This window comes from Marivibrio sp., from assembly GCF_040218065.1.
GTDB lineage: Bacteria > Pseudomonadota > Alphaproteobacteria > UBA8366 > Aestuariispiraceae > Marivibrio.
In genome coordinates, this window is sequence record NZ_JAVJQE010000005.1 from 257692 (window position 1) to 280240 (window position 22549).

Sequence of the window (22549 nt, forward strand, 5' to 3'; positions counted from 1 at the left end):
TAGGAGCAAACCCATGGCGAAGAACAGCGTTGGCAAGATCACCCAGGTGCTCGGCGCCGTCGTCGACGTCCAATTCGACGGCGAACTGCCGGCGATCCTGAACGCCCTGCACTGCGACAACCAGGGCAAGACGCTCGTGCTCGAGGTCGCGCAGCACCTTGGCGAAAACACGGTGCGGACCATCGCGATGGACACCACCGAAGGCCTGCAGCGCGGCCAGAAGGTCGAGGATCAGGGCGACGCGATCACCGTCCCGGTGGGTCCGGAGGTTTTGGGCCGCATCATGAACGTGATCGGCGAGCCGATCGACGAGCGCGGCGAAATGAAGACGGAGAAGCGCTATCCGATCCACCGTCCGGCCCCGGACTATGTCGATCAGGCCACCGAAACCGAACAGTTGGTCACCGGCATCAAGGTCATCGACCTTCTGACCCCCTATCCGAAGGGCGGTAAGATCGGCCTGTTCGGCGGCGCGGGCGTCGGCAAGACCGTGCTGATCATGGAGCTGATCAACAACATCGCGAAGGGGCACGGCGGCTACTCGGTCTTCGCCGGCGTGGGCGAGCGCACCCGCGAGGGCAACGACCTCTATCACGAGATGATGGAGTCGGGCGTCATCCAGCCGGACGGCGACAGCAAGGCGGCGCTGGTCTACGGCCAGATGAACGAGCCGCCGGGCGCCCGCGCCCGCGTCGCGCTCTCCGGCCTGACGCAGGCGGAGTACTTCCGCGACGAGGAAGGCCAGGACGTCCTGTTCTTCGTCGACAACATCTTCCGCTTCACGCAGGCGGGCTCCGAGGTGTCGGCCATGCTGGGCCGCATTCCCTCGGCGGTGGGCTACCAGCCGACGCTCGGCACCGATATGGGCGCGATGCAGGAGCGCATCACCTCGACCAAGAAGGGCTCGATCACCTCGGTGCAGGCCGTGTACGTGCCGGCGGACGATCTGACCGACCCGGCGCCGGCGACGACCTTCTCCCACTTGGACGCGACCACGGTTCTGTCGCGGTCGATCGCGGAGCTCGGCATCTACCCGGCGGTGGATCCGCTCGACTCCACGTCGCGCATTCTCGAGGCCAATACGGTCGGCGAAGAGCACGTCGAGATCGCGCGAAAGGTCCAGGAGACCCTGCAGCAGTACAAGAACCTGCAGGAGATCATCGCTATTCTGGGCATGGACGAGCTCTCGGAAGAGGACAAGCTGACGGTGGCCCGCGCGCGCAAGATTCAGCGTTTCCTCTCCCAGCCTTTCCACGTCGCCGAGGTCTTCACCGGCAGCCCGGGCAAGTACGTCGAGCTCGAAGACACGATCAAGGGTTTCAAGGCCATCGTCGCGGGCGAGCACGACGATCTGCCGGAATCGGCTTTCTACATGGTCGGCACGATCGACGAGGCGATCGAGAAGGCCAAGAAGATGGCGAAGGAGGCCGCCTAAGGCCGCCCGCGTCGGCCGGTTCGGCCGGCGCGCGATCTGATGTAAGGAAGGATGATCCATGGCCGATCAGATTGGCTTCGACGTGGTTTCGCCGGAGCGGCTGCTGATCTCCGAGGACGTCGACATGGTCGTCGTCCCGGCGGAAGAGGGCGACATGGGCGTGATGGCGGGCCACGCGCCCGTGATCGCCAATGTCCGCCCCGGCACGATCGCGATGTTCAGCGGAACGAGCGTCGAGAAGCGGCTTTTCGTCGCCGGCGGCTTCCTCGAAGTCGCCGAGGGCCGCTGCACGGTGCTGGCCGATCAGGCGACGCCCGTCGAAGATATTGATGTCGGCGACGTGCAATCCCAAATACGGGACCTGAAAGAGGATGCGTCGCGCGCCAAGGACGAACGCGAGCAGGCGGCTCTTGAGGCCAAGCTCGCTGTCGCCGAGGCGAAGCTCGCCGCCGCCGAGGCGCCAGCCTACCGCTGACGCTTCGGCGACAGCGCCCGCGCAAGTAAGCGCCAAGGGCCGCGGCGGTCGAGCGTCGCGGCCTTTGTTTTTTTGGAGGGCGCCGCGGAAAAGGACGCGCACCGGAACGACGAGAGGCCGACGGACAAACAATAAGGGGTCGATCACACGAAAAGGGTGATCGTGTGCAGCGCATGAAAGCCGGTTGGACGCTGGAAGACATCAATTGGGACGCCTTCGATCGCAGCAAGGTCGATCCCGAGATCGTTAAGCTGATCAAGGCCGCCTCGATGGTCGAGTACAATGGGGCGGACTACACCGACTATCTCTGCAACGTCTTCTCCGACGATCCGGAGTTCCAGGACGCGGCCCGGAAGTGGGGTCGAGAGGAAATCCAGCACGGCCAGGCGCTCGCCGCCTGGGCGGAGAAAGTCGATCCGAGTTTCGACTTCGACGCCTCCTTCAAGCGGTTCGTCGAGGGCTTCCGGCCCGACGTCGAGGCCACGGAGAGCATCCGCGGCTCGCGCTCTGGCGAACTGGTCGCCCGCTGCATCGTCGAAACCGGCACGAGCAGCTTCTACAGCGCGATCGCCGAGGCGACGGACGAGCCCGTCCTTCAGCAGATCTGTCGGGCCATCGCGGCTGACGAGTTTCGGCACTACAAGCTGTTCTACGACGCGCTGCGCCGCTATCTCGATATCGAGGGGTTGGGCAAGCTCGGGCGGCTCAAGGTCGCAGTCAGCCGCATCAACGAGACCGAGGACGACGAGCTCTCCTACGCCTACTACGCCGCCAACCTATACGGCGTGGAGGAGTACGATCGGGAGCGTTGCCATCGTCTGTACATGGCGCCGGTCTATAAGAACTACCGCCGCCAGCATATGGACAAGGCGGTCGCCATGATCGCCAAGGCCAGCGGCATTCGGCTCTACGACCCTGTTCGCAAGACCGTCGCCGGCATCATGCTGAACCGAATTCACAAGCAAGCGGACAAGTACGAGGCCGTTCGCGAGGCGGCGTAAGCGGCGGGATCCCGCCCGGTCGACCTCACGCCGTCAGATCGATCGGCGCGGAGGCGCGCACGCTCTGCTGCGCCGCCGCCTGTTCGAAGGCGCGGCGCGCCGCCAAGGCGACGTCCGCGTCCGCGGCGGACGGCCCGGAGCGCTCGTCGCTGGCGATCGCACGCTCCGCCCGGTCCGCCTCCGCCTGCGCTGCGGCCTCCCGACGTTCCTCCAGACGGTCCTGGCGCAATTCCGCCTGCGCCTGGGCGAGTTTTTGCTGAGCCTGGGCGGCGACGCGCAGATCCTGCGGCGACGGCTCGGCCGGCGCCAGGGCGGCGCGGCGCACGATCCGCATTTTGGCGATCGTCGCTTCCGGGTCGCCGGGCACGACGGAGGAATCGATCCGCACCTCCCCGCTGACGGCGTATAGGCGGCTGTCCGGTCCGCGGGTGTATTGGTAGGTCGCCGCCCCGGTGTAGGGACCGCCGGCCGCTTGATGCGCCTGCTCGTGTCGGCGGACCTCAGCGTCGCGCTGCTGGAGCTGTTGCACTTCGGCGCGTTCCGCCTCCGTCAAACCGTCCGGGCCGGTCTCCTCGGCCCCCTGCTCGCGCCCCTGCTCGCCCCCCTGCTCGCCCTCGGATGTCGTCCCAGCTTCTTCTTCGCCGGGCGTTTCGCCCTCGCGGCCTTCCTGCTGCACGCGCTGCGCGCCGTCGCGCCCGCGCGCCGCGTCGCTTTCCGGCGACTCGTTGGAGGCGTCGGGCGGCGCCTGGAGCAGCGACAGCCCTTCCGCGCCGACGAGAATCGCGGGTCGAGGACCGCCCAAGACCGGCGCGGTTGCGTCTGCGTTCCGCGCGCCGCCGGCTCCGCCGGTCGGCGCTCGAGACCCTTGCAGGATGACTTGCGCGCCGATTCGGTCCGCGGCGAGCGCGGCCCGATCCAACAGGGCGAGCGTGTTGGCGCCGGCGATGTCGAGAGCCATCGCAGAAATCCCACCGGGCCGCCCTCGCTCCCACGAAGCCGGCCGACCGCAAGAGGCGCGCCGGCCGCGCCGAGGGCGCGGCGGCGTCGCGGGGTTCGAGCGGCGCATTCTGCGCTGGAGAGAGGGCCTTCAAAGCCCGGCGCGGACGACTTCTTCGCCAAACGCCCCTCGGTCATAGCACGGGCCGGGTTGGCGGGGCGAGTCGCAATGGCTTCGACAAAAAGACAATAGCTATGTGTAAAATTATTGTATCACATAAAACTTTTGTGTAATAAACGCCGAACCCGCCCTGCATTGGAATGGACCGCCCATGCCTTTCGCGTCGCGCCTGACCCCCGATCCGCCCGAAACCGAGCGGCTTCCGTCGGACGCCCTGCGCGCCGCCTACGCCGCGCTGGCTCCATTGGACGGTTTGGCTTTGCTGTCGACAGCCCTGAAGGAGACGACGCCAGGGCGTCTTGCGACAGTCTCCTCGTTCGGCGCGGAGTCGGCCGTGCTGCTCGATCTCGTCGCCCGCGTGGATCCCGCGACTCCGGTCATTTTTCTGGAGACGGGCATGCACTTTCGGGAAACCCGCGCCTATCGGGACCTGCTGATCGACCGCCTCGGCCTGCGCGACGTCCGGATTTGGGAACCGGACGAGGCGGACCGGCGGCGCGTCGATCCGTCAAACGCCCTGTGGGCGCGCAACCCCGACGCCTGCTGCGACATGCGCAAGGTGCGTCCGCTGGACCGGGCGTTGGCGGGCTTCGACGGCTGGATCAGCGGGCGCAAACGCTTCCACGGCGCCGCCCGGACGACCACGCCGTCGGTCGAGATCGAGCCGGCGCCGCGCGGCGCCGCGCGGTTGAAGCTCAATCCCCTTGCCGGCTGGTCCGCGTCGGACCTCGCCGCCTATTTCGCGCGTTACGGTCTGCCGCGCCATCCGCTCTGGGCGGCCGGATACCCGTCGGTCGGCTGCGCCCCCTGCACCGCCAAACCGGCCGCAGGCGACACCGATCCGCGCGCGGGTCGATGGGCGGGCCGGGACAAGACCGAATGCGGCATTCATCGCCGCGGCGCGTGAGCGGCTGCGGTCAGTCGCGCGCCTCGGCGGCGAGCCGCTCGATCAGGGGCCGGAACTCCTCCGCCACGCGCAGATAGATCTCCCGTTTAAAGGGGACGATCAAATCGGGCAGCCGGTCCAGCGACGCCCATTGCCAGGCCGAGAACTCCGGCGTATGGGCGGCGATGTCGATGTCCGAATCGCGGCCTAGGAATCGAAGCGCGAACCATTTCTGCGTCTGCCCGCGATATCGTCCTTTCCAGACGCGCCGCGACAGACCCGGCGGGAGATCGTAGGCGTGCCACTGCCGGCTTTCTCCCATGATCTCGACCTGATCGGGGGAGAGGCCGACTTCCTCGCCCAGCTCGCGCAACGCCGCTTCGCGAGGCGTCTCTCCCTCGTCGACGCCGCCCTGGGGCATCTGCCAATGATCGCCGGGCGTGTCGATGCGATTGCCCACGAACACCGCACCGCGCTCGTTGACCAACATCAGGCCGACGCAGGGGCGATAGGGGCGGGGATCGTCATCGGGTGTGCGCATCACCCATTCTTGCTGCCCGCTGCGCCCACGATGGTCAAGCCCTCTGAGGGCGCAAGCCGACGGTCGGGAGGCTCACGCGCCGCTGGCGCGGGCGCGCACGATCGCCGAAAGCGGCGCCAAGACGATCCCTTTTTCCGTCAAGTCCGCCGCCCAACTCTCCAACCGACCCATCGCCATCGGCGTCGGACGCAGCAGCACGATCGCCGTGCCCTGCGCTTTGGCGACAACCTCGGCCTCGTTCAGTTTGCGCAGCACCGCGCTCCGGGTCAGCTCCTGATCGGCGATCAGATCCGCGCTGGCCGCCGGCGCGCCGGCGATCTCCGCGATCTGCGGCGCTGCGCTGGACGGGTCTTCGCGGGTGTCGAAATAGAGCAGGCCGCGCTCCGCCAAGGCCGTCATGATCGGGCGCAGCGCCCGCTCGTCGGCCGTGAAGGCGCTGCCCTGATAGTTGGCGAGCCCGACATAGCCGACGGCCCGGCTCAGGATCCAATTCAGCCGCTCCAGATTCGCCTCCGAATCGAGCGAGGTCATCAAGGCGTAGGGACCCGGATCGCTGCGCGGGAAATCGCGAGGCTCCATCGGCAGGGTCAGCAACACCTCGTGCCCCGCTTGGCGCGCCTGTTCGATCTGGTTCGCCAGATCGCGCGCGTACGGCGCGAAGGCGAGCGTCACCGGACCGGGCAGGGCGATGGCCTCCTCGGTGGTGCTGGCGGACACCCCGACTTCCGTGACCACGACGGCGATCTGCGGGCGCGTCTCCAAGGCGTTGTGCGGTCGGCTGTAGACCCGCCACGGCGTCCGGCCGTCCTCGCCGATCCTCGGCAACGGGCCGGTGGGCGATTCCTCGATCAGGGCGGGATCGGGGGCCGGGGTCAGGAGCGCGACCTCATCCCCTTCCGCCGGCTCTTCCGCCGCAGGCTCTTCCCCCGCCGCCTCCTGGCCGGACGCGGCGTCCGCAGACGCGCTTTCGGCCGCTCCTTCTTCGTCGGCGGCGCCGTCGGGCGTCGTCGACGCCGTCCCTTCGTCGGACGCCTCCTCTTGGACGCGGACGATTTCCGGGCGCAGCTGGTCGATGGTGATCGACGGGCGACGCTCTCTCTCGGCCTCCAGGATCGCCTCCTCGTTCAGCACGAGGTAAAGCGCCGTGCCGCCGAGGGTTGCAAAGAACAGCAGATAGGCCGCCGCGACCCCGACAAGCCGGCCGTGCTTCTCGAGAAAGGTCGGCTTCAGATGAGAGGGAAGGTCGTCCTCGTCGACCTCCGCCGAGGGCGCCGGCGCGCCGTCGGCCGGAGCCCCGGCCTTGTCGCCCTTGCGAAAGCGCGCCAGGAGGCCGGCCGGCGCCGCCGCCGCCTTGGCCGCCAAGACTTTGAGGCCGCCGAGCTTGGCCAGCGACGGCTTCGGAATCGAGAGCTTCAGCTTCGGCGCCTTCATTCGCCCCGCCTCACCCGCTACGGACCCGCCGTCCCGGCGGACCGGCGGGCGCGCACGCGCTCAGTTTCGAGCCGCCGCGAGAGGCGGGACCTCCCGCCTATTGCGCAGCCCGCCTCTGATAAAGCGCGATTCCCTGGATGAGGTCCAGCGCCCGCGCCAACTGATAGTCGTCGACCGCGCGGTCGGCCGTCTCCTCGTCGCCCTCATTCGGGCCGTTCTCGTCGGTGTCGAGCGCGTTGCGAAGATCGGCTTCGCTGCGCTGGTTCTCGTTCTCGATCACCTCGAGCGTGGCGCGCTCGACGACGATGTCGGGCTCGATTCCCTTCGCCTGGATCGAGCGACCGCTCGGCGTGTAATAGCGCTGGGTCGTCAGCTTGATCGCCGCCCCGCGCCGGTTCAGCGGCATGATGGTCTGGACGGACCCCTTGCCGAAGCTCTTCGTCCCCAGCACCACGGCGCGGCCGTGATCCTGCAACGCGCCGGCCACGATCTCCGAGGCGCTGGCGGACCCGCCGTTGATCAGCACCACGATCGGCAGATCGTCGGCCCGGTCGCCTTCCGTCGCCTGGAAGCGCTGGATGCTTTCCGGATCGCGGCCGCGAGTGGAGACGATTTCACCGCGATCCAGGAACGTGTCGGACACCGAGATCGCCTGATCCAGCAGGCCGCCCGGGTTGTTGCGCAGATCAATCACGAAGCCCTGCAACGAGTCGCCCAAATCCTCCTTGATCTTGTCGATCGCCCGGTCGAGACCGGCCTGCGTCTGCCCTGAGAAGCTGGTGATGCGAATATAGCCGATGTCGTCCTCGGTGCGGCTGCGCACCGATTGAATGCGGATCTGATCTCGGGTGATGGTGACGTCGAACGGGTCCTCGCCGTTGCGCACGATGGTGAGGGTGATGTCGCTGCCCACCGGGCCGCGCATCATCTCCACCGCCTCGTTCAGGGTCAGGCCCTGCACCGGATCGTCGTCGAGATGGGTGATCAGGTCGCCGGCCTCGACGCCGGCGCGGGAGGCGGGCGTGTCGTCGATCGGCGAGACGACGCGGACATAGCCGCTCTCGTCCATCGTCACCTCGATGCCGAGCCCGCCGAATTCGCCGCGCGTGTTGGTGCGCATGGCGTCGTAACTCTCCTCGGTCAGATAGACCGAGTGCGGATCGAGGCTGCGCAGCATGCCTTGGATCGCGCTTTCGATCAGCTTCTTGTCCGAGACGTCTTCGACATATTCGCGACGCACCTGCTCGAACACCTGACCGAACAGGTCCAGCATCTCGAAGGTGTCGCGCTCGCTCTGCGCGGCCGCCTCCGTCTCGCCGCCGCCTTCGGACTGGGCGAAGGCCGGAGACGCCCCGAGGAGCGCGGCCGCCAGCAGCGTCGCCGCCGCCAGCGCCGCCAGCGCCGCCAGCGCCGCCCGCCAGGGGTCGCGCTGCGCCGACGGGTCGGGGCGGGCGACGGCGCAGGCGCGCTCGACCTTGAGAGGGGCGGAGCGCGAGGCGGCGGGGTCAAACATCATCCATGCACCTTCAGACTGCCAGCGGTGATCCAGTTCAGCGGGTTGACGGGCTGACCGCCGCGCCGCAGTTCAACGTACAACTGCGGCCGGTCCGCGTCACGCGCCCCGGCGTCGACCGCGACGCTGTGCGCGGCGCCGGGCGCCAGCCGCTCGGGCATCACGCCGACAGGCTCCCCGGCCAGCACCCACTGTCCGACGACGGCGTCGATCCGATCGAATCCGGCGAGGACCGTATGGTAGCCCCCGTCATGTTCGACAATCAATATACGCCCCAGATCCCGGAACGGACCGGCGAAGATCACTTTGCCGTCGAACGGCGCCACGATTTGGGCGTTGGGTCGGGTGGCGACGAACAGCCCCTTTGCGTTGAAGCCGAAGCCTGTGCTCTCGCCGTAATGGCGCAGAATGTCGCCGCGCGCCGGCGCCGTGATCGACCCCTCTTCGGGGAAGGGGCGCATCCCTTCCGGCCGGACGGCGAGCGCCGCGGGCGCGGCCGCGACCTGCGCCCTTTCCTCGGGAGCCGCGGCGTCTGGGGTCGGCGCGTCGGGTTTCGCGCGGGCCGCTTCGGCGGCGCGCTTCGCCTGGCGCTCGGCTTCTTGGAGACGGGCGACCAGCTCCTGCAGGCTCTGCGACTCGCGCACCATGCGGTCCAAGGCCTGCTGCGTCTTGCGGGACTCGGCGGCCGTGCGCTCGTACAGATTGCGTTTCTTGGCGATCAAATCCTCCAACGCCGCGCGGTCGCGGGCGAGGTCGGCGTCCGCCTGATCCAGCTCGCGGATCTTGGCGTCGATGTCGGCGCGCACGGCGGCAAGCGCCTCCAAATCGTCGCGCAACAGGCGCGCGCGCCCCTCCAGCGCCGGCACGGCGGCGCGCAGCAGCATCGCGCCGCGCACCGCCTCCGTCGGTTCGCCGGGATAGAGGAAGACCGCCTGGGGCGGATCCTTGGACAGCCGGGCGAGCGCGCCCAACGTCCCGCTCAGCTGACCGTGACGCAGCGCGAGCGCCGCGCGGCGCTCCGCCAAATCGGCTTCAAGGCCTTGCAGTTGCTCCTCCAGCGCGGAGATCAGCGCCTCGCGCTGCTGAGCGGAGCGCGCGGCGGTGATCAACTCCTGACGCAGCGCGTTAATTTCGGCGGCGAGCTTCTGCGCCTCCGCCTCCAGCGCGCGGGATTTGGCGCGGGTCTGCTCGATCTGTCGGTTGAGGCTCTCGAGCTCCGCCTCGCTCGGCTGTTGCGCCGAAAGCGGCGGCGCCGGCGCGAACGTCAGCAACAGCGCGCCCAGCGTCAGCGCTGCGGCGCCTGTGCGCGCGCCGCCGGGAGTTCCGCGCCCGCGCGGGTTATTCCGCCGCGCTTTGCTCGACATACCGAATCAACGGCCTCCCCGTCATCGCCTGGGGCTGGTCGAGACCCATGATCGCCAGCAGCGTCGGCGCGAGATCCGCGAGCCGCCCGCTCTCGAGCCGCAGCCGATGAGCGTTGGGGCCGCAATAGACCAGCGGCACCTTGTTCATGGTGTGCGCGGTGTGGGCCTGGCCGCTGGCCGGATCGGCCATCATGTCGGCGTTGCCGTGATCGGCGGTGATCAGCATGGCGCCGCCGGCGCCCTCGACCGCCTGCACCAACCGGCCGAGGCAGCGATCGACCGCCTCGATCGCCTTTACCGCGGCGTCAAAGTCTCCCGTGTGACCGACCATGTCAGGATTGGCGTAATTCACCACGATCAGATCGAAGCGCGCGCTTTCGATCGCGTCGATCAACCGGTCCGTGACCTCCTCGGCCGACATCTCCGGCTTCAAATCGTAGGTGGGGACGTCGGGGGAGGGGACCAAAATCCGCTCCTCCCCGTCGAACGGCGTCTCTCGTCCGCCGTTGAAGAAGAAGGTGACGTGCGCGTACTTCTCCGTCTCGGCGATTCGCAGCTGCGTCAATCCGGCGCGCGAGACCGTCTCGCCCAGCGTGTCTTGAGGCGCGTCCGGGGGGAACAACGGGGTCAGACGGGCGTTCAACGCCTCTGAATACTCCACCATGCCAAGCGCGGCGGCGAAATCGATCCGATGCGGCCGCGCGAACCCGTCGAACCCCGGATCCAACAGGGCCGTCAGAATCTCGCGCGCGCGATCGGCGCGGAAGTTGGCCATCAACAGGCCGTCGCCGTCGGCCATGCCGGCGTAGTCGCCGATCGCGGTCGGGGTCGCGAACTCGTCGGTCTCGCCGCGCGCATAGGCGGCGGCCAGCGCCGCCAGCGCATCCTCGGCGCGCTCGCCCTCGCCCTCAGCGGCGGCGCGATAGGCTTTCTCGACGCGCTCCCAGCGCTTGTCTCGGTCCATCGCGAAATAGCGGCCCGAGACGCTGGCGATCGGCGCACGCGGCGCCGCGGCCTGAAAACTCTTCAGATAGGCCTCGGCGCTGCGCGGCGGCGTGTCGCGGCCGTCGAGGATCGCATGAACCCTGACGGGCACGCCGAGATCCACCAGCGCCTCGGCCAGCGCGGCCATATGATCCTGATGGGCGTGCACGCCGCCCGGCGACAGCAGGCCCAGGAGGTGCGCCGCGCCGCCATGCGCCTTGATCTGCTCGACGAAGTCCAGCAGGGCCGGATTGCGGGCGAGTTCGCCGCTTTCGACCGCGCGATCGATCCGCGGCAAGTCCTGCAGCACGACCCGGCCGGCGCCGATATTCATGTGGCCGACTTCGGAATTGCCCATCTGGCCGGCGGGCAGGCCGACGTGATCTTCGCTGGCGTCGAGGACGGCGTGCGGGTTGCCGGCCGTCAGGCGATCCATCACAGGCGTCGCGGCGGCGGCGATGGCGTTGTTCTCCGTCTCCTCGCGCGCGCCGTACCCGTCCAGGATGCACAGCACGGTCGGGGTCGGCCGGCGACCGGACTCGGGGCGGCGGGGATGGGGGGGCTTCGTCACCGGACACTCTTCCCTTAACTTGGTCGCGGGCGCTCGCCTGTCGCCGCCGATCTTAATTGATCGGCGATGGCGTTAGCGTATCATGCTGTACGCTCGGCGCGCGGCGCCGCCGTCGACGGCGGTTTTACAGGAGGCGCGCGCGCTAGGAAAGGCTGACGGGCGCGCCCTGATCTGGATATGGCGCGCGCCGACCGCCCCGCCAAGGGGGTCTGTGGGGAGAAGAGCGAGCGTGGCGAAGAAGGGCAAAAGCGCGGACGCGCCGAAAGCCGGCAAGCAACCGGGGAAGGCGGCGGCGACGCCCGGCGATCCGGCGATGCGCGCCCCGGCGTTGGCGTTGCGCCTTTTCGCTCAGGAGATCGAGCGCACTCTGGACGGCGCCGGCGCGGCGCTGGCGCGTCAGGATGCGGCGCACCTCGCCAGCGTCCATGCCTATACGATCCTCTTGTTCCTGACCGAATTCTCCGACGCGGGCCTCTCGGAAAAGCATTACAAGACGCTGCTGGCCGAACACGGCGTCGACAGTCCGGCCAACCTGAAGATCTATCCGATGTTGAGCCAGACGGTGCTTTTCGAGCTGTTCCAGAATCTGGGCGTCAGCCGGGAATCGATTCGCCGCCTGCTGATCCTGCTGGCGGAGCGCGGCCTGATCGACCGCGTCTCCAAAGGGCCGCCCTTCCCGGACCAACTCTGCATCTCGAAAGACGGGCGCAAGCTGATGGGCCGCATCGCCAAACGGCTTTCCAAGGACCTCGCGAAAAACAAGCCGTTCGCCTACTTGTGAGGGCGCGTCGCTTAGAACAACGCCATCTGATCGCCCGCCGTCGGGGGACGGCTGAAGCGGCTGCAATCCAGCGACAGGCTGCGCTTGTCGAGGCCGAGGCGCCGGCGGGCGAGCGCGAAACGCTGACGGATCGTCTCGGCGTAAGCGCCGGCGCCGGTCATCCGGGTCCCCCAGGCGCTGTCGTAAAGCGCCCCGCCGCGCATCGCGCGCACATGGTTTAGGACGCGCTCCTTGCGCTCCGGCGCGTGCGCCTCCAGCCACTCCTCGAACAGATCCGCGATCTCCAGCGGCAGGCGCAGCATGACGTAGCCGGCGCTCCCCGCGCCGGCCTCGGCCGCCGCCTTCAGGATCGCCTCGCTCTCATGGCAGGTGAGGCCCGGGATGATCGGGGCGACGAGCGTCGCCGTCGGCACCCCCGCCGCCGCAAGGCCCCGGATCGCCTCCAGCCGCCGCGCGGGCGTCGAGGCGCGCGGCTCCATCGCATTCGCCAGGCGGCGATCCAGCGTCGTCACCGACAGCGTCGCATGGACCAAATTCTTCTCCGCCATCGGCGCCAGGATGTCGAGATCGCGCAGGATCAGCGCCGACTTGGTGACGATCGTGACCGGGTGGTTGAAGGCGGCCAGCACCTCCAGAATGCGCCGCATGGCCAGCGTCTCCCGCTCCGCCGGCTGATAGGGGTCGGTGTTCGTCCCGATCGCGATCGGCGCGGGCTTGTAGCTTTTCTTCGACAACTCCTTCGCCAGCAGATCCGGCGCGCCCGGTTTCCAGAACAGCTTGGATTCGAAATCCAGACCGGGGGAAAGGCCGTAATAGGCGTGCGTCGGGCGGGCGAAGCAGTAGACGCAGCCATGCTCGCACCCCCGATAGGGATTGATCGAGCGATCGAAGGGCACGTCCGGGCTCTGGTTGCGGGTGATGACCGTGCGCGCGGCGTCGACGCCCAGCGTCGTGCGCAGCTTGGCGGGCGGGAAATCGGGATCTTCGCCCTCACCCCAGCCGTCGTCGGCGGCGAGCGCGCCGCGCGGCTCGAAGCGCCCCGCGCGGTTGGACACGGCGCCGCGGCCCTTCACCGGCCGATCCGCCAGGACGTCGTCGGGATGGGGGCCGTAGCCGGCGTCAATAGATCCGTCGTCGAAGACCTCGCTCATGCAGGGGAGTTTAGGAACGAAGGCGGAACGCGTAAAGTTCTTTTTTCGTTCCGATCGAGTGAAGAGGCCGCCGAAACGCGGTCGATCGCGCCCGTTTCGGCGTCCCGCTCCGTCGGAACAGAGGGAAGGCCGTCGTCAAGTCAGTCCATGCAGTAGGATGATCCGCACGCCGCACGGCTCACGCCTCGTCGGCCGGGATGACGGGCCTCGTCGCGAGCCGAGGAGCCGACCGCCTACGTCTCCTTCAAGCGCGGCATCAGCTCCACGAAGTTGCAGGGCCGATGGCGGAAGTCGAGCTGGGCGCGCAGGATCTCGTCCCATCCGTCCTTGCAGGCGCCGGTGGAGCCGGGCAGCGCGAAGAGGTATGTGCCGTTCGCCAGCACCGCCATCGCGCGGCTCTGGATCGTCGAGGTTCCGATTTTCGCGGCCGAAATCCAGCGGAAATACTCGCCGAAGCCGGGGATCTCCTTCTCGGCGACGCGGGCGAACGCCTCCGGCGTCACGTCGCGGCCGGTCAGGCCGGTCCCGCCCGTGGTGACGACGCAATCGATCTTCGGGTCGGCGATCCAGTCCTTCAGCTTGGCCTCGATCGCGTCCGCGTCGTCCTTCACGATCGCGCGGTCGGCCAGATGGTGGCCGTCTTCCTCCAGACGCCGGACCAGCGTCTCGCCGGACCGGTCGCTGGCCATGTCGCGGGTGTCGGAGACGGTCAAAACCGCGATGTTCACGGGCTTGAAGGGCAGGCTTTCGTCGATCGCCATGGGCGTTCGGGCTCCGGCAAGGGCTTGAGGACCGACGCCGGCCGCGGCGGGCGGCGGGCGGCGCCTACTCGACAGCCGCGATCGGCTGCTCCGCGATCTCCGTCGCGTCCAACCCCATATAGATCGGCCAGGCGCCGGCGATCAAGGCGTCCAGCGTCGGCGTGGCCTGGCCCATGCGGTGGCGGTAGATCCAGAGATTCGCCATCACATGCTCGACATAGTCCCGCGTCTCGCGCGAGGGCAGGCTTTCGATGAATAGCAGCGGATCGTCGACATACTCGATCTTGTCGCGCCACTTGTTAAGGTTCCCCGGGCCGCCGTTATAGGCGGCGGCCGCGTAGAACAGGTTCCCGGCGATGTCCGGCTGGTCCAGCAGCATGGCGATGTAGCGCTGGCCGAGGGAGAGATTGAGCGCCGGCTCGAACAGCTCCGCGCGTTTGGCGCCGCGATAGCGCTCGCCCGCGATCCACCCGGCGGTCGCCGGCATCAGCTGCATCAGCCCGCGCGCGCCCGCATAGGAGACGGCCCGCGCGCGGAACCGGCTTTCCTGGCGCACGAAGGCGTAGACCAGCGCCCGGTCGATCCGGAAGCCGTCCTGCGGGCGCCAGCCCGGCAGCGGGTAGAGCGCCGCGTCGAGCCGCAGCCCTTCTCGGCGCACCAGATCGCGTCCCACCCGATAGGCGAGGTCGGCGAGCCCGGCGGCGTCGGCGAACGCCAGCAGCGTCTCCGCCATCGCCGGCGGCAGCGCGTCCACGAAGCGGCGCAGTTCGGCGTCGGCGCGCTCGCTCTCCCCGACCTCGATCAGGGCGACGGCGCGCCGCGCCGCCGGAATCTGCATCAGCACGGCCACTTCGTCCGCGCTCAAGGCCGGCAGGGAAAAGTCCAGCGCCGGCGCCTGCCCCAGCGCCCGCGTCGCCAGCAGGCCGTAAAAGCTGCGCGGGGTTTCTGCGGCGCGCTTCAGCATCGCGTTCATCTGCTGCGGCCGGCCGCCGACCAGCGCCGCGCGCGCCGCCCAGTAGGCGCCGGCTGCGCGGCGCCAGGCGTCCGCCGTGCGGGCGGCGGAAAGCGCGGCGAAATGGGCGTAGGCGGTCTCGAACGCGCCGGCCCGGAAGGCGGCCAGACCGCCCCACCAATGCGCCCGCGCCGCCTCGTCCCCGCCGCGGCGCGCGGCTTCGGCGGCGACGTCCATCGCCTCGGCGTCCTTGTGGTAGCGATAATAGCCGCGCGCGATCACCCCCAGGCTCTGAGCGTAGGCCAGCGGCGTGAACAGCCGCTGATGCGCGTCCTGTCGCAGATGCTCCAGCGAATGCGTGACCGAGCCGCGCTGCACCCAGCGGACGATCTGGCGCTGAACGCTGCGGATCTGACCGCGCTCCCACCGGGTCTTTCCGGCGTAGGGGTCGGGCGCGCGCTCGACCAGCCGATCTCCCTCGCCCTCCAGGGACGCTTCGCCGCTCAGCTTTTCAATTCCGGGCAGCGCGACCGAGCGCGGCTCCTGAGGCCATTTGTAGTTCGCCGGTCGGCGCTTAAGCGCCAGGCGATAGATGCGCTGGGCGCCGGGATGGTCCGCGTATTCGGCCATCCACCCCTTGAGCTCCAGATAGCTGGAGCGCCAGGCGGTCGGGTGCATGTAGCGTTGAAACAGCACGTGGCCCAGCAGCAGGTCCGACTCGAGCTGCGCCATCTCGCGGTCGGCGGACTGCATCGCCCCCTCGCGCTGGAGCGCGAAGATTCGGGCGTAGCGCGCGGCGTCGGCCTCGCTCAGGACGCGCGGCAACGCGGCGTGATCGACGCTGGGCGCCTCCACCGCGCGACGAATGTCGAGGGCGGCGCTCTCCGGCGCCGGCGTTTCGGCGGCGGCGAAGCCGGCCGCCAGGCCGAGCGCCAGAGCGCCTGCGGCCGCGGCGCGGCTGAAACGCTCGAACGGCCCCCAGAATCGGGCGGAGCTGTCGGCCATCAAGGGTCGCCCTCCCGAAGCGACGACGGGGCGCTTAATCGGTCTCTCCCGACCGGCTTCCGGCCGGTTCGGCCGGAGAGCGCGCGCACGAAAACACCCACGCTAGATAAGGGAAGGCGCCACAATCGGCAACCTACTTGTCGCTAAGCCGTTGATTTGCGGCGATTCAGAGTTTTTGAATTCGCCAAACTTTTGACGAACTCGCCTTATTTCGGCGACTCCAGCCCGAGGTCCCGCATCCGCCGCTGCAGGGCCAGCAAATCGCGCCAGACGAAACGCTTCATCGCCGGATTGCGCAGTAGATAGGCGGGATGGAAGGTCGCTAGCGCCGGCAGGGCGCCCAGATCGCCGCCGGCCGGGTAATCGAACCATTTGCCGCGAAGCTTGGTGACGCCCTGCTCGGTCCCGAGCAGCGACTTGGCCGATTTGCCGCCGATCAGCAGGATCACCTTGGGCGCGACCAATTGGATGTGACGCTCGACGAAGGGGCGGCAGGCCGCAACCTCGGCGTCGGTCGGCGTGCGGTTCCCGGGGGGGCGCCAATAGAGCACGTTGGTGATGTGCACCCGCGTGCGGTCCAGGTCGACGGCGCTCAACATCCGATCCAAAAGCTGTCCCGAAACGCCGACGAACGGCTTTCCCTGACGATCTTCGTCCGCGCCGGGCGCTTCGCCGATCAGCATGACGTCGGCGTCGGGCGCGCCGTCGGCGAAAACGAGGTTGGTCGCCGTCAGCTTCAGCGGGCAGCCGTCGAACGCCTCCAACGCCGCACGCAAGCCGTCCAGGGACGTGCAGGCGGCGGCGGCGGCGCGCCCTTTCTCCGCCGCCTCGGCGGCGCCCAGGGGCGCGTCGTCCGGCAGAGCGCGCGGGCTCGCCTGAGCCGGTCGCGGGGCGACGTCGCCGCCAGGGGAGGGCTGGGGACCCGGCGAGCGGGCGTCGGCGCTATGGGGGGCGCGGGCCGCCGGCCGGGCGCGGCGTTCGGCCTTGCGGCGTTCGCTCTCTGCGAACTCGGCGTAGCGATCGACGGGCGCGTCCGAGATCGCCTCGTCCGCGCCCATCGACGCCTGCCACAGCAGCGCGGCGGCGAGCGCCGCGTCGTTTTCCCGCAGGTTCTGGTCGTCGCCGGTCATTGTTCGTGGATCGAAGCCGAATAGGGTTCTCGCTCAGCGCCGACGGACGGCGCGCGTCCTCGGCTCGACCGCGAGCCTAGCACGCCGCGGCTTGGAACCGCACGCCCGATCGTCTAGAACGGGCGCGGGTTGGATCGACGGGGGGCCGCCGACGGTGAGCGCGCGGCCGCGACACAGCTGGGAAGAGCAGGTCATGAGCGAAAGCGCCGAACGCGAAAGCATGGAATACGACGTGGTGATCGTGGGCGCCGGTCCGTCCGGGCTGGCGACGGCGATCCGCCTGAAGCAGTTGGAGGCCGAGCAGGGCCGTGAGATCGCGGTCTGCGTGCTGGAGAAAGCGGGCGAAGTCGGCGCTCACATCCTCTCGGGCGCGGTGCTGGAGCCGAGAGCGCTGTTCGAACTGCTGCCCAATGCGATCGCCGACGGCGCGCCGCTGGATACGCCCGCGAAAGACGATGAGTTTCTCTACCTGACGGAAAAGGGGTCGATGAAGCTGCCGACCCCGCCGCAGATGAACAATCACGGCAACTACATCATCTCGCTGGGCGCGCTCTGCCGGTGGCTGGGCGAGCAGGCGGAGGCGCTCGGCGTCGAGATCTATCCGGGCTTCGCGGCGGCCGAAATCCTCTACCACGAGGACGGCTCGGTGAAGGGCGTCGCCACCGGCGACATGGGCGTCACCAAGGACGGCGAAAAGGGCCCGATGTACCAGCCGGGCATGGAGCTGCACGCCGCCCAGACGGTCTTCGCGGAAGGCTGCCGCGGCCATCTCGGCAAGGAGCTGATGACGCGCTTCGAGCTGCGCAAGCCGGGCGAGTTCCAGACCTACGGCATCGGCATGAAGGAGCTGTGGGAGGTTGAGCCGGAGAAGTCCAAGCCCGGCCATATCGTCCACACCTGCGGTTGGCCGATGGACAGCAAGACCTACGGCGGTTCGTTCCTCTATCATCTGGACGGCAATCTGGTCTCGGTCGGCTACGTCATCGGGCTGGATTACGAGAATCCGCACCTCTACCCCTATATGGAGTTCCAGCGCTTCAAGCATCACCCGGAGATCGCCAAGGTGCTTGAGGGCGGTCGGCGGATCTCCTACGGCGCGCGCGCGCTGAACGAGGGCGGCTGGCAGTCGATCCCCAAGCTGACCTTCCCGGGCGGTCTGATGGTCGGCTGCGAGGCGGGCTTCCTCAATGTGCCGAAGATCAAGGGCACGCACACCGCCATGAAGTCCGGCATGATCGCGGCCGAACAGCTCTACGCGGCCCTGAAGCCGGCCGAGGAGGGGGCGGAGGCCCCGCGCGAGATCGCCGCCTTCGAGCAGGCGATGCAGAAGAGCTGGGTGTGGGACGAACTCTACAAGGTCCGCAACGTGCGCCCCGCCTTCAAGTGGGGGCTGTTCGCGGCGATCGCCTATTCGGCGCTCGACACGGTCATCCTGCGCGGGCGCGCGCCCTGGACGCTCAAGCATCACGGGCCGGACCACGCGGTCCTGAAGCCCGCCGACCAGTGCAAGAAGATCGAGTATCCGAAGCCGGACGGCGTGCTCAGCTTCGACCGGCTGACCAACGTCAGCTTCACCAACACGAACCACGAAGAGGATCAGCCCTGCCATCTGACCCTCAAAGATGCGTCGGTCCCGATTCAGCATAACCTGCCGAAATTCGCGGAGCCGGCGCAGCGCTACTGCCCCGCCGGCGTCTACGAGGTGGTTGAGGACGACGACGGCGAGCCCAAGTTCCAGATCAACGCGCAGAACTGCATCCACTGCAAGACCTGCGACATCAAGGACCCGTCGCAAAACATCCACTGGGTCAGCCCGCAGGGCGGCGAGGGGCCGGTTTACGCGAATATGTGATCGCGTGATCCCCTGATCGCCCGCCTGAAGGGCGGATGCGCGCGTTGTGAGCGTGCATGTCGATCTGCGACCCTCCGCCCTTTCTCCCGGCGGCTGCGTTGCTATATGCTCTGGGGCGAATGGACGACGTTCGGGCGCGGGGGGCGGCGCGGGCGTCTGGCTCTGGCGGGAATCGAGGCGGCATGGCGGAGCGTGGAAACCGGGTGACCCGGGCGACGGGGCTGCGGCGCGGGCTGACAGGGGCGGCGGCGCTGCTGGCGCTCGGCGCCTGCGCGCACGCGTCGGACACGGCGTCCAACGCCGGCGTCGCGCCGGTTCAGGCGGCCGCCGGGGCCGCGGTTGACCGGCCGATTGAGACGGTGGAGACCGCCGACGGCGGGGCCGTCACCTTCCGCATCGCGGTCGCTGAAGCGGCGGAGGGCGCGCTCGACGGGCCGGCGGCGGCGCTGGCCGGCGACGGGGGCGGCTTCGGCGCTTATCTCGCCGGGCGCCACGCCGAGAACGAGAGCGACTACGAGGCGGCGGCGACCCTGCTCGATCAGGTCCTGGCGGAGCAGCCGGACGACGATCGCCTGGTGCGGCGCGCCTTTATCGCCAACATCAACGCCGGACGGTTCGAGCGCGCCCATGACCTCGCGCAGAAGATCGACGCGCGCAGCCCGATCGGCATGGGGCTGGCGACGCTGACCCGCTCGGCCCACGCGCTGAAGACCGGCGACTACGAGACCGCCGCCGAGGAGGCCGACGCGGCCGAGCGCACCAGCCTCGCACGCTTCGCCGCGCCGCTGTTCGCCGCGTGGGCGCTGGCCGGCGCCGGTCAGACCGACTCCGCGCTCGCCGCCCTGGAGGAGATCGACGGTGACGGCGGCTGGGGTCAGTTGGTGACGCTGCATCGCGGTCTGATCGAAAAGCGCGCCGGGCGCCTCGACGCCGCGCTGGAGACCTTCGCGCCGCCGCCGCTCGACGATGCGAGCGACGGCGGCGAAGGGGCTGAGGGGTCGGACGGCGCGCTCGATCCGGTGGTGCAGATGCCGGTGCGCATGCTGCGCGCCTACGCCCGGGTGCGGCTGGAGGCCGGCCAGCCGAGCGACGCGGTGCTGGGCATGCTGCGCGCCTATGACGCGGCCAATCCCGAGATCACCGTGGTCGAGGGCGACATCCGGTCGCTCGAGGCCGACGGCGCGCTCGACGCGCTGGTGGTCGATCCGCCGGCGGGCGTGGCGGAGGGGCTCTATCATCTGGCCTCCGGCGTGCGCCGACAGGCGGATTCGATCGCGCTGGCCTATGGCCGGCTCGCCACCTTCCTCGACCCGCAGATGGCGCTGTCGCGCCTGCTGGTCGCAGAGGTGCTGGAGGCGCGCAGCCGCCATCGCGAGGCGATCGAAGAGCTGCGGCTGATTCCTGCGGACTCCGACTACGGCTGGTCGGCGCGCCTTGCGACGGCCGACAATCTGATCGCCTTGGAGCGCGATGCGGAGGCGGTCGAGCACCTGGACGAGATGGCCGCCGAGCGCCCGGAAGACATCGAGGCGCTAATGAAGATGGGCTATCTGATGCGTCTGCGCGAGCGCTTCGAGGAGGGCGTCGAGGTTTATTCCCGCGCGCTGGATCGGATCGAGACGGTCGAGGACCGTCACTGGCTGGTCTATTACTATTACGGGATCACGCTGGAGCGCACCGACCGCTGGCCGCGCGCCGAGGAAGCGTTTCTGACCGCCCTCGACCTCAAACCGGGCGATCCCTATGTGCTGAACTATCTGGGCTACAGCTGGGTCGACAAGGGCATGAATATCGAGCGCGCCGAAGCGATGATCCGCGAGGCGGTGGAGCAGCGCCAGAACGACGGCTACATCGTCGACAGCCTGGGCTGGGTCTATTACAAGCTCGGCCGCTATGAACAGGCGGTGCGTCATCTTGAGCGCGCGGTTCAGCTGCGCCCGCAGGACCCGGTGATCAACGACCATCTGGGCGACGCCTATTGGAAGGTCGGCCGCAAGCTTGAAGCGCGCTTCCAATGGGAGCGCGTGCGCACGCTCGACGCGGACGACGACCTCCTGGAGCAGATCGACGTCAAGCTCGAAGGCGGCCTCGCCGCGCTTGAGGGCGAGACGGAAACCGCCGGCCAGTGACGTCCGACCCAGGTTTGGCGGTGGAGCGCGCGTCAGGCATGAACGACCCCGCCACGCCCGGCCCCTCCGTGACGCCTCTCGGCCTCCGACGCAGCGCGCCTGCGAAGATCAATCTCTCGCTCAAAATTCTGGGGCGGCGCGACGACGGCTATCATCTGCTGGACAGTCTGGTCGCCTTCGCCGACATCGGCGATCGCGTATCCGCGGCGCCGGCCGGCGATTTGTCGCTTTGCGTGACGGGGCCGCGGGCCGGCGATCTGGCGGGACTTCCCTCCGACGACAATCTGGTGCTGCGCGCGGCGCGGGCCTTGCGCCGACTGAGCGGGGTGCGGGCGGGGGCGGCGTTGACGCTTGAGAAACACCTGCCGGCCGCCGGCGGGATCGGCGGCGGCTCCTCGGATGCCGCCGCGGCCCTGCGGGCGCTGACGACGCTGTGGAACGTCGCGCCGGATCCGGCGGCGCTGGCTGAGGCCGCCTTGACGCTTGGCGCGGACGTGCCGGTTTGTCTGGCGTGCGAGCCTGCGCGGATGGGCGGGATCGGCGAAAGGCTGACACCCGTGGGGCCGCTCGCGCCGGCGGGCGTCCTGTTGGTCAATCCCGGCGTTGCGACGCCGACCGGGACGGTCTTCCGGGCGTTGCGGGGGCGCATCTCGGCCCCGTCCGGGACGCTCGGACCCCTCGGCCCGACCGCGCGCGATCTGGCCGCGACGCTGCGCGGTCTGGGCAACGACCTGACCGATCCTGCGATCGAGACGACGCCGTCGGTCGGGTCGGTTTTGCAGGCGCTGACCGCCGAGCCTGAAAGTCTGTTCGCCGCGATGAGCGGCAGCGGCGCCACCTGCTTCGCGCTGACCGAAGACCGCGCGAGCGCCGAGGCGCTCGCCGCCCGCCTGCGCGGGACGGCGCCGGGCGCCTGGTGGATCGCCGCCGGCGCGCTGCTGACCGAGGGGGTCCCGGAATGAGCGAGGCGCGCCGTCCCGACCGCTTGCTGGTCTGCGTCAACCCGCTCAGCGGGTCGAACAAGCCGTGCTGCGGGGGCGACCGCGACTCGGAGCGCCTCGCCCGCGCCCTGGAGACGCGCATCGCGGAGCGGCGAATCGCCTGCCGGGTGGAGCGCATCCATTGCCTGAACAAATGCCGCCAGGGACCGGCCATGCGTCTCGCGCCCGGCGGCGATTTCCTGCTGGCGATGACGCAGGCGGATCTGCCCGCGCTGATCGACCGGCTGGCGCGCGAGTGCGGCGTGGCCGCCGAGGACGAGGATCGCGACGATCCCTTCGCCGGGCTTTATCCAGGCGCCTGATCCGCGCCTGTCCGGCCGCCGCCGATCTTGGCAAGCCGGCCCGGCTCGCCTATTGTCCGCCTCGACGCGGTCGGCGCGCGATGGGGCGTAGCCAAGCGGTAAGGCAGCGGTTTTTGGTACCGCCATTCGCAGGTTCGAATCCTGCCGCCCCAGCCACCGTGTCTGTC

19 protein-coding genes and 1 tRNA gene are annotated in these 22549 nt (G+C 69.1%); 10 read left to right on the forward strand and 10 right to left on the reverse strand.

Features of this window, described 5'->3' with window-relative positions; genetic code table 11:
- The first annotated feature begins 13 nt into the window (after nucleotides 1-13).
- From atpD to RIB45_RS03490, 3 genes are all read left to right on the forward strand, one after another.
- Nucleotides 14-1435, forward strand: coding sequence for a F0F1 ATP synthase subunit beta (atpD, locus tag RIB45_RS03480; protein ID WP_350048815.1), 1422 nt, complete (start codon nucleotides 14-16; stop codon nucleotides 1433-1435).
- A 58-nt stretch (nucleotides 1436-1493) separates the two neighbouring features.
- Complete coding sequence (locus tag RIB45_RS03485) at nucleotides 1494-1910, forward strand: F0F1 ATP synthase subunit epsilon (protein ID WP_350048818.1); 417 nt, start codon at nucleotides 1494-1496, stop codon at nucleotides 1908-1910.
- Nucleotides 1911-2083: 173 nt separating this feature from the next.
- Nucleotides 2084-2911, forward strand: a complete 828-nt coding sequence (locus tag RIB45_RS03490) for an acyl-ACP desaturase (RefSeq protein WP_350049087.1) — start codon at nucleotides 2084-2086, stop codon at nucleotides 2909-2911.
- Nucleotides 2912-2936: 25 nt separating this feature from the next.
- On the opposite strand, the gene RIB45_RS03495 is transcribed toward RIB45_RS03490, so the two are convergent.
- Nucleotides 2937-3869 carry a putative metalloprotease CJM1_0395 family protein gene (locus tag RIB45_RS03495; protein ID WP_350048820.1) on the reverse strand — a complete coding sequence of 311 codons (933 nt, stop codon included), beginning with the start codon at nucleotides 3867-3869 and terminating at the stop codon, nucleotides 2937-2939.
- 310 nt (nucleotides 3870-4179) lie between these two features.
- Between RIB45_RS03495 and RIB45_RS03500 the strand changes: the two genes are divergently transcribed.
- Nucleotides 4180-4935 (forward strand): phosphoadenylyl-sulfate reductase, encoded by a 756-nt coding sequence (locus tag RIB45_RS03500; protein ID WP_350048822.1) that lies wholly within the window; start codon nucleotides 4180-4182, stop codon nucleotides 4933-4935.
- A gap of 10 nt (nucleotides 4936-4945) precedes the next feature.
- Here the strand turns inward: RIB45_RS03500 and RIB45_RS03505 are convergent, their stop codons facing one another.
- From RIB45_RS03505 to gpmI, 5 genes are all read right to left on the reverse strand, one after another.
- A complete protein-coding gene (locus tag RIB45_RS03505; protein WP_350048824.1) occupies nucleotides 4946-5455 on the reverse strand; it encodes an RNA pyrophosphohydrolase in 510 nt (169 codons plus the stop codon).
- A gap of 72 nt (nucleotides 5456-5527) precedes the next feature.
- Nucleotides 5528-6886, reverse strand: a complete 1359-nt coding sequence (locus tag RIB45_RS03510) for a divergent polysaccharide deacetylase family protein (protein WP_350048826.1) — start codon at nucleotides 6884-6886, stop codon at nucleotides 5528-5530.
- A 97-nt stretch (nucleotides 6887-6983) separates the two neighbouring features.
- Nucleotides 6984-8402 (reverse strand): S41 family peptidase, encoded by a 1419-nt coding sequence (locus RIB45_RS03515; RefSeq protein ID WP_350048828.1) that lies wholly within the window; start codon nucleotides 8400-8402, stop codon nucleotides 6984-6986.
- Nucleotides 8399-9763, reverse strand: coding sequence for a murein hydrolase activator EnvC family protein (locus RIB45_RS03520; protein WP_350048830.1), 1365 nt, complete (start codon nucleotides 9761-9763; stop codon nucleotides 8399-8401). The genes RIB45_RS03515 and RIB45_RS03520 overlap by 4 nt, the downstream gene beginning before the upstream one ends.
- Entirely contained in the window at nucleotides 9738-11318 is a 1581-nt protein-coding gene (gene gpmI / locus RIB45_RS03525) for a 2,3-bisphosphoglycerate-independent phosphoglycerate mutase (RefSeq protein ID WP_350048832.1), read from the reverse strand. Before gpmI ends, RIB45_RS03520 begins: the two co-directional genes overlap by 26 nt.
- A gap of 229 nt (nucleotides 11319-11547) precedes the next feature.
- Between gpmI and RIB45_RS03530 the strand changes: the two genes are divergently transcribed.
- Nucleotides 11548-12099, forward strand: a complete 552-nt coding sequence (locus RIB45_RS03530) for an eS19 family ribosomal protein (protein ID WP_350048834.1) — start codon at nucleotides 11548-11550, stop codon at nucleotides 12097-12099.
- 11 nt (nucleotides 12100-12110) lie between these two features.
- Here the strand turns inward: RIB45_RS03530 and RIB45_RS03535 are convergent, their stop codons facing one another.
- The 4 genes from RIB45_RS03535 to RIB45_RS03550 form a co-directional block, all read right to left on the reverse strand.
- On the reverse strand, nucleotides 12111-13250 hold the full coding sequence (locus RIB45_RS03535; RefSeq protein WP_350048836.1) for a PA0069 family radical SAM protein: 1140 nt from the start codon (nucleotides 13248-13250) through the stop codon (nucleotides 12111-12113).
- A 233-nt stretch (nucleotides 13251-13483) separates the two neighbouring features.
- Nucleotides 13484-14011 (reverse strand): molybdenum cofactor biosynthesis protein B, encoded by a 528-nt coding sequence (moaB, locus tag RIB45_RS03540; RefSeq protein ID WP_350048838.1) that lies wholly within the window; start codon nucleotides 14009-14011, stop codon nucleotides 13484-13486.
- Between the two features lie 64 nt (nucleotides 14012-14075).
- Nucleotides 14076-15968 carry a transglycosylase SLT domain-containing protein gene (locus RIB45_RS03545; protein ID WP_350048840.1) on the reverse strand — a complete coding sequence of 631 codons (1893 nt, stop codon included), beginning with the start codon at nucleotides 15966-15968 and terminating at the stop codon, nucleotides 14076-14078.
- Between the two features lie 206 nt (nucleotides 15969-16174).
- Nucleotides 16175-17098: a uracil-DNA glycosylase gene (locus tag RIB45_RS03550; RefSeq protein ID WP_350048842.1), complete on the reverse strand. Its 924-nt coding sequence runs from the start codon at nucleotides 17096-17098 to the stop codon at nucleotides 16175-16177.
- Between the two features lie 193 nt (nucleotides 17099-17291).
- Here RIB45_RS03550 and RIB45_RS03555 point away from each other — a divergent pair, with 193 nt between their 5' ends.
- The 5 genes from RIB45_RS03555 (at nucleotide 17292) to RIB45_RS03575 (ending at nucleotide 22538) form a co-directional block, all read left to right on the forward strand.
- Nucleotides 17292-18950 carry an electron transfer flavoprotein-ubiquinone oxidoreductase gene (locus RIB45_RS03555; RefSeq protein WP_350048844.1) on the forward strand — a complete coding sequence of 553 codons (1659 nt, stop codon included), beginning with the start codon at nucleotides 17292-17294 and terminating at the stop codon, nucleotides 18948-18950.
- Nucleotides 18951-19132: 182 nt separating this feature from the next.
- Complete coding sequence (locus tag RIB45_RS03560; protein ID WP_350048846.1) at nucleotides 19133-21079, forward strand: tetratricopeptide repeat protein; 1947 nt, start codon at nucleotides 19133-19135, stop codon at nucleotides 21077-21079.
- A gap of 38 nt (nucleotides 21080-21117) precedes the next feature.
- A complete protein-coding gene (locus tag RIB45_RS03565) occupies nucleotides 21118-22041 on the forward strand; it encodes a 4-(cytidine 5'-diphospho)-2-C-methyl-D-erythritol kinase (RefSeq protein WP_350048847.1) in 924 nt (307 codons plus the stop codon).
- Complete coding sequence (locus RIB45_RS03570) at nucleotides 22038-22382, forward strand: (2Fe-2S) ferredoxin domain-containing protein (protein WP_350048848.1); 345 nt, start codon at nucleotides 22038-22040, stop codon at nucleotides 22380-22382. Before RIB45_RS03565 ends, RIB45_RS03570 begins: the two co-directional genes overlap by 4 nt.
- Nucleotides 22383-22463: 81 nt before the next feature.
- A tRNA-Gln gene (locus RIB45_RS03575) sits at nucleotides 22464-22538 on the forward strand.
- The last annotated feature ends 11 nt before the right edge of the window (nucleotides 22539-22549 follow it).

Coding starts and splice junctions, on each gene's coding strand:
- atpD (WP_350048815.1), top strand. CDS start 14: ATGGCGAAGAACAGCGTTGGCAAGATCACCCAGGTGCTCGGCGCCGTC.
- RIB45_RS03485 (WP_350048818.1), top strand. CDS start 1,494: ATGGCCGATCAGATTGGCTTCGACGTGGTTTCGCCGGAGCGGCTGCTG.
- RIB45_RS03490 (WP_350049087.1), top strand. CDS start 2,084: ATGAAAGCCGGTTGGACGCTGGAAGACATCAATTGGGACGCCTTCGAT.
- RIB45_RS03495 (WP_350048820.1), bottom strand. CDS start 3,869: ATGGCTCTCGACATCGCCGGCGCCAACACGCTCGCCCTGTTGGATCGG.
- RIB45_RS03500 (WP_350048822.1), top strand. CDS start 4,180: ATGCCTTTCGCGTCGCGCCTGACCCCCGATCCGCCCGAAACCGAGCGG.
- RIB45_RS03505 (WP_350048824.1), bottom strand. CDS start 5,455: ATGCGCACACCCGATGACGATCCCCGCCCCTATCGCCCCTGCGTCGGC.
- RIB45_RS03510 (WP_350048826.1), bottom strand. CDS start 6,886: ATGAAGGCGCCGAAGCTGAAGCTCTCGATTCCGAAGCCGTCGCTGGCC.
- RIB45_RS03515 (WP_350048828.1), bottom strand. CDS start 8,402: ATGATGTTTGACCCCGCCGCCTCGCGCTCCGCCCCTCTCAAGGTCGAG.
- RIB45_RS03520 (WP_350048830.1), bottom strand. CDS start 9,763: ATGTCGAGCAAAGCGCGGCGGAATAACCCGCGCGGGCGCGGAACTCCC.
- RIB45_RS03535 (WP_350048836.1), bottom strand. CDS start 13,250: ATGAGCGAGGTCTTCGACGACGGATCTATTGACGCCGGCTACGGCCCC.
- moaB (WP_350048838.1), bottom strand. CDS start 14,011: ATGGCGATCGACGAAAGCCTGCCCTTCAAGCCCGTGAACATCGCGGTT.
- RIB45_RS03545 (WP_350048840.1), bottom strand. CDS start 15,968: ATGGCCGACAGCTCCGCCCGATTCTGGGGGCCGTTCGAGCGTTTCAGC.
- RIB45_RS03550 (WP_350048842.1), bottom strand. CDS start 17,098: ATGACCGGCGACGACCAGAACCTGCGGGAAAACGACGCGGCGCTCGCC.
- RIB45_RS03555 (WP_350048844.1), top strand. CDS start 17,292: ATGAGCGAAAGCGCCGAACGCGAAAGCATGGAATACGACGTGGTGATC.
- RIB45_RS03560 (WP_350048846.1), top strand. CDS start 19,133: ATGGCGGAGCGTGGAAACCGGGTGACCCGGGCGACGGGGCTGCGGCGC.
- RIB45_RS03565 (WP_350048847.1), top strand. CDS start 21,118: ATGAACGACCCCGCCACGCCCGGCCCCTCCGTGACGCCTCTCGGCCTC.
- RIB45_RS03570 (WP_350048848.1), top strand. CDS start 22,038: ATGAGCGAGGCGCGCCGTCCCGACCGCTTGCTGGTCTGCGTCAACCCG.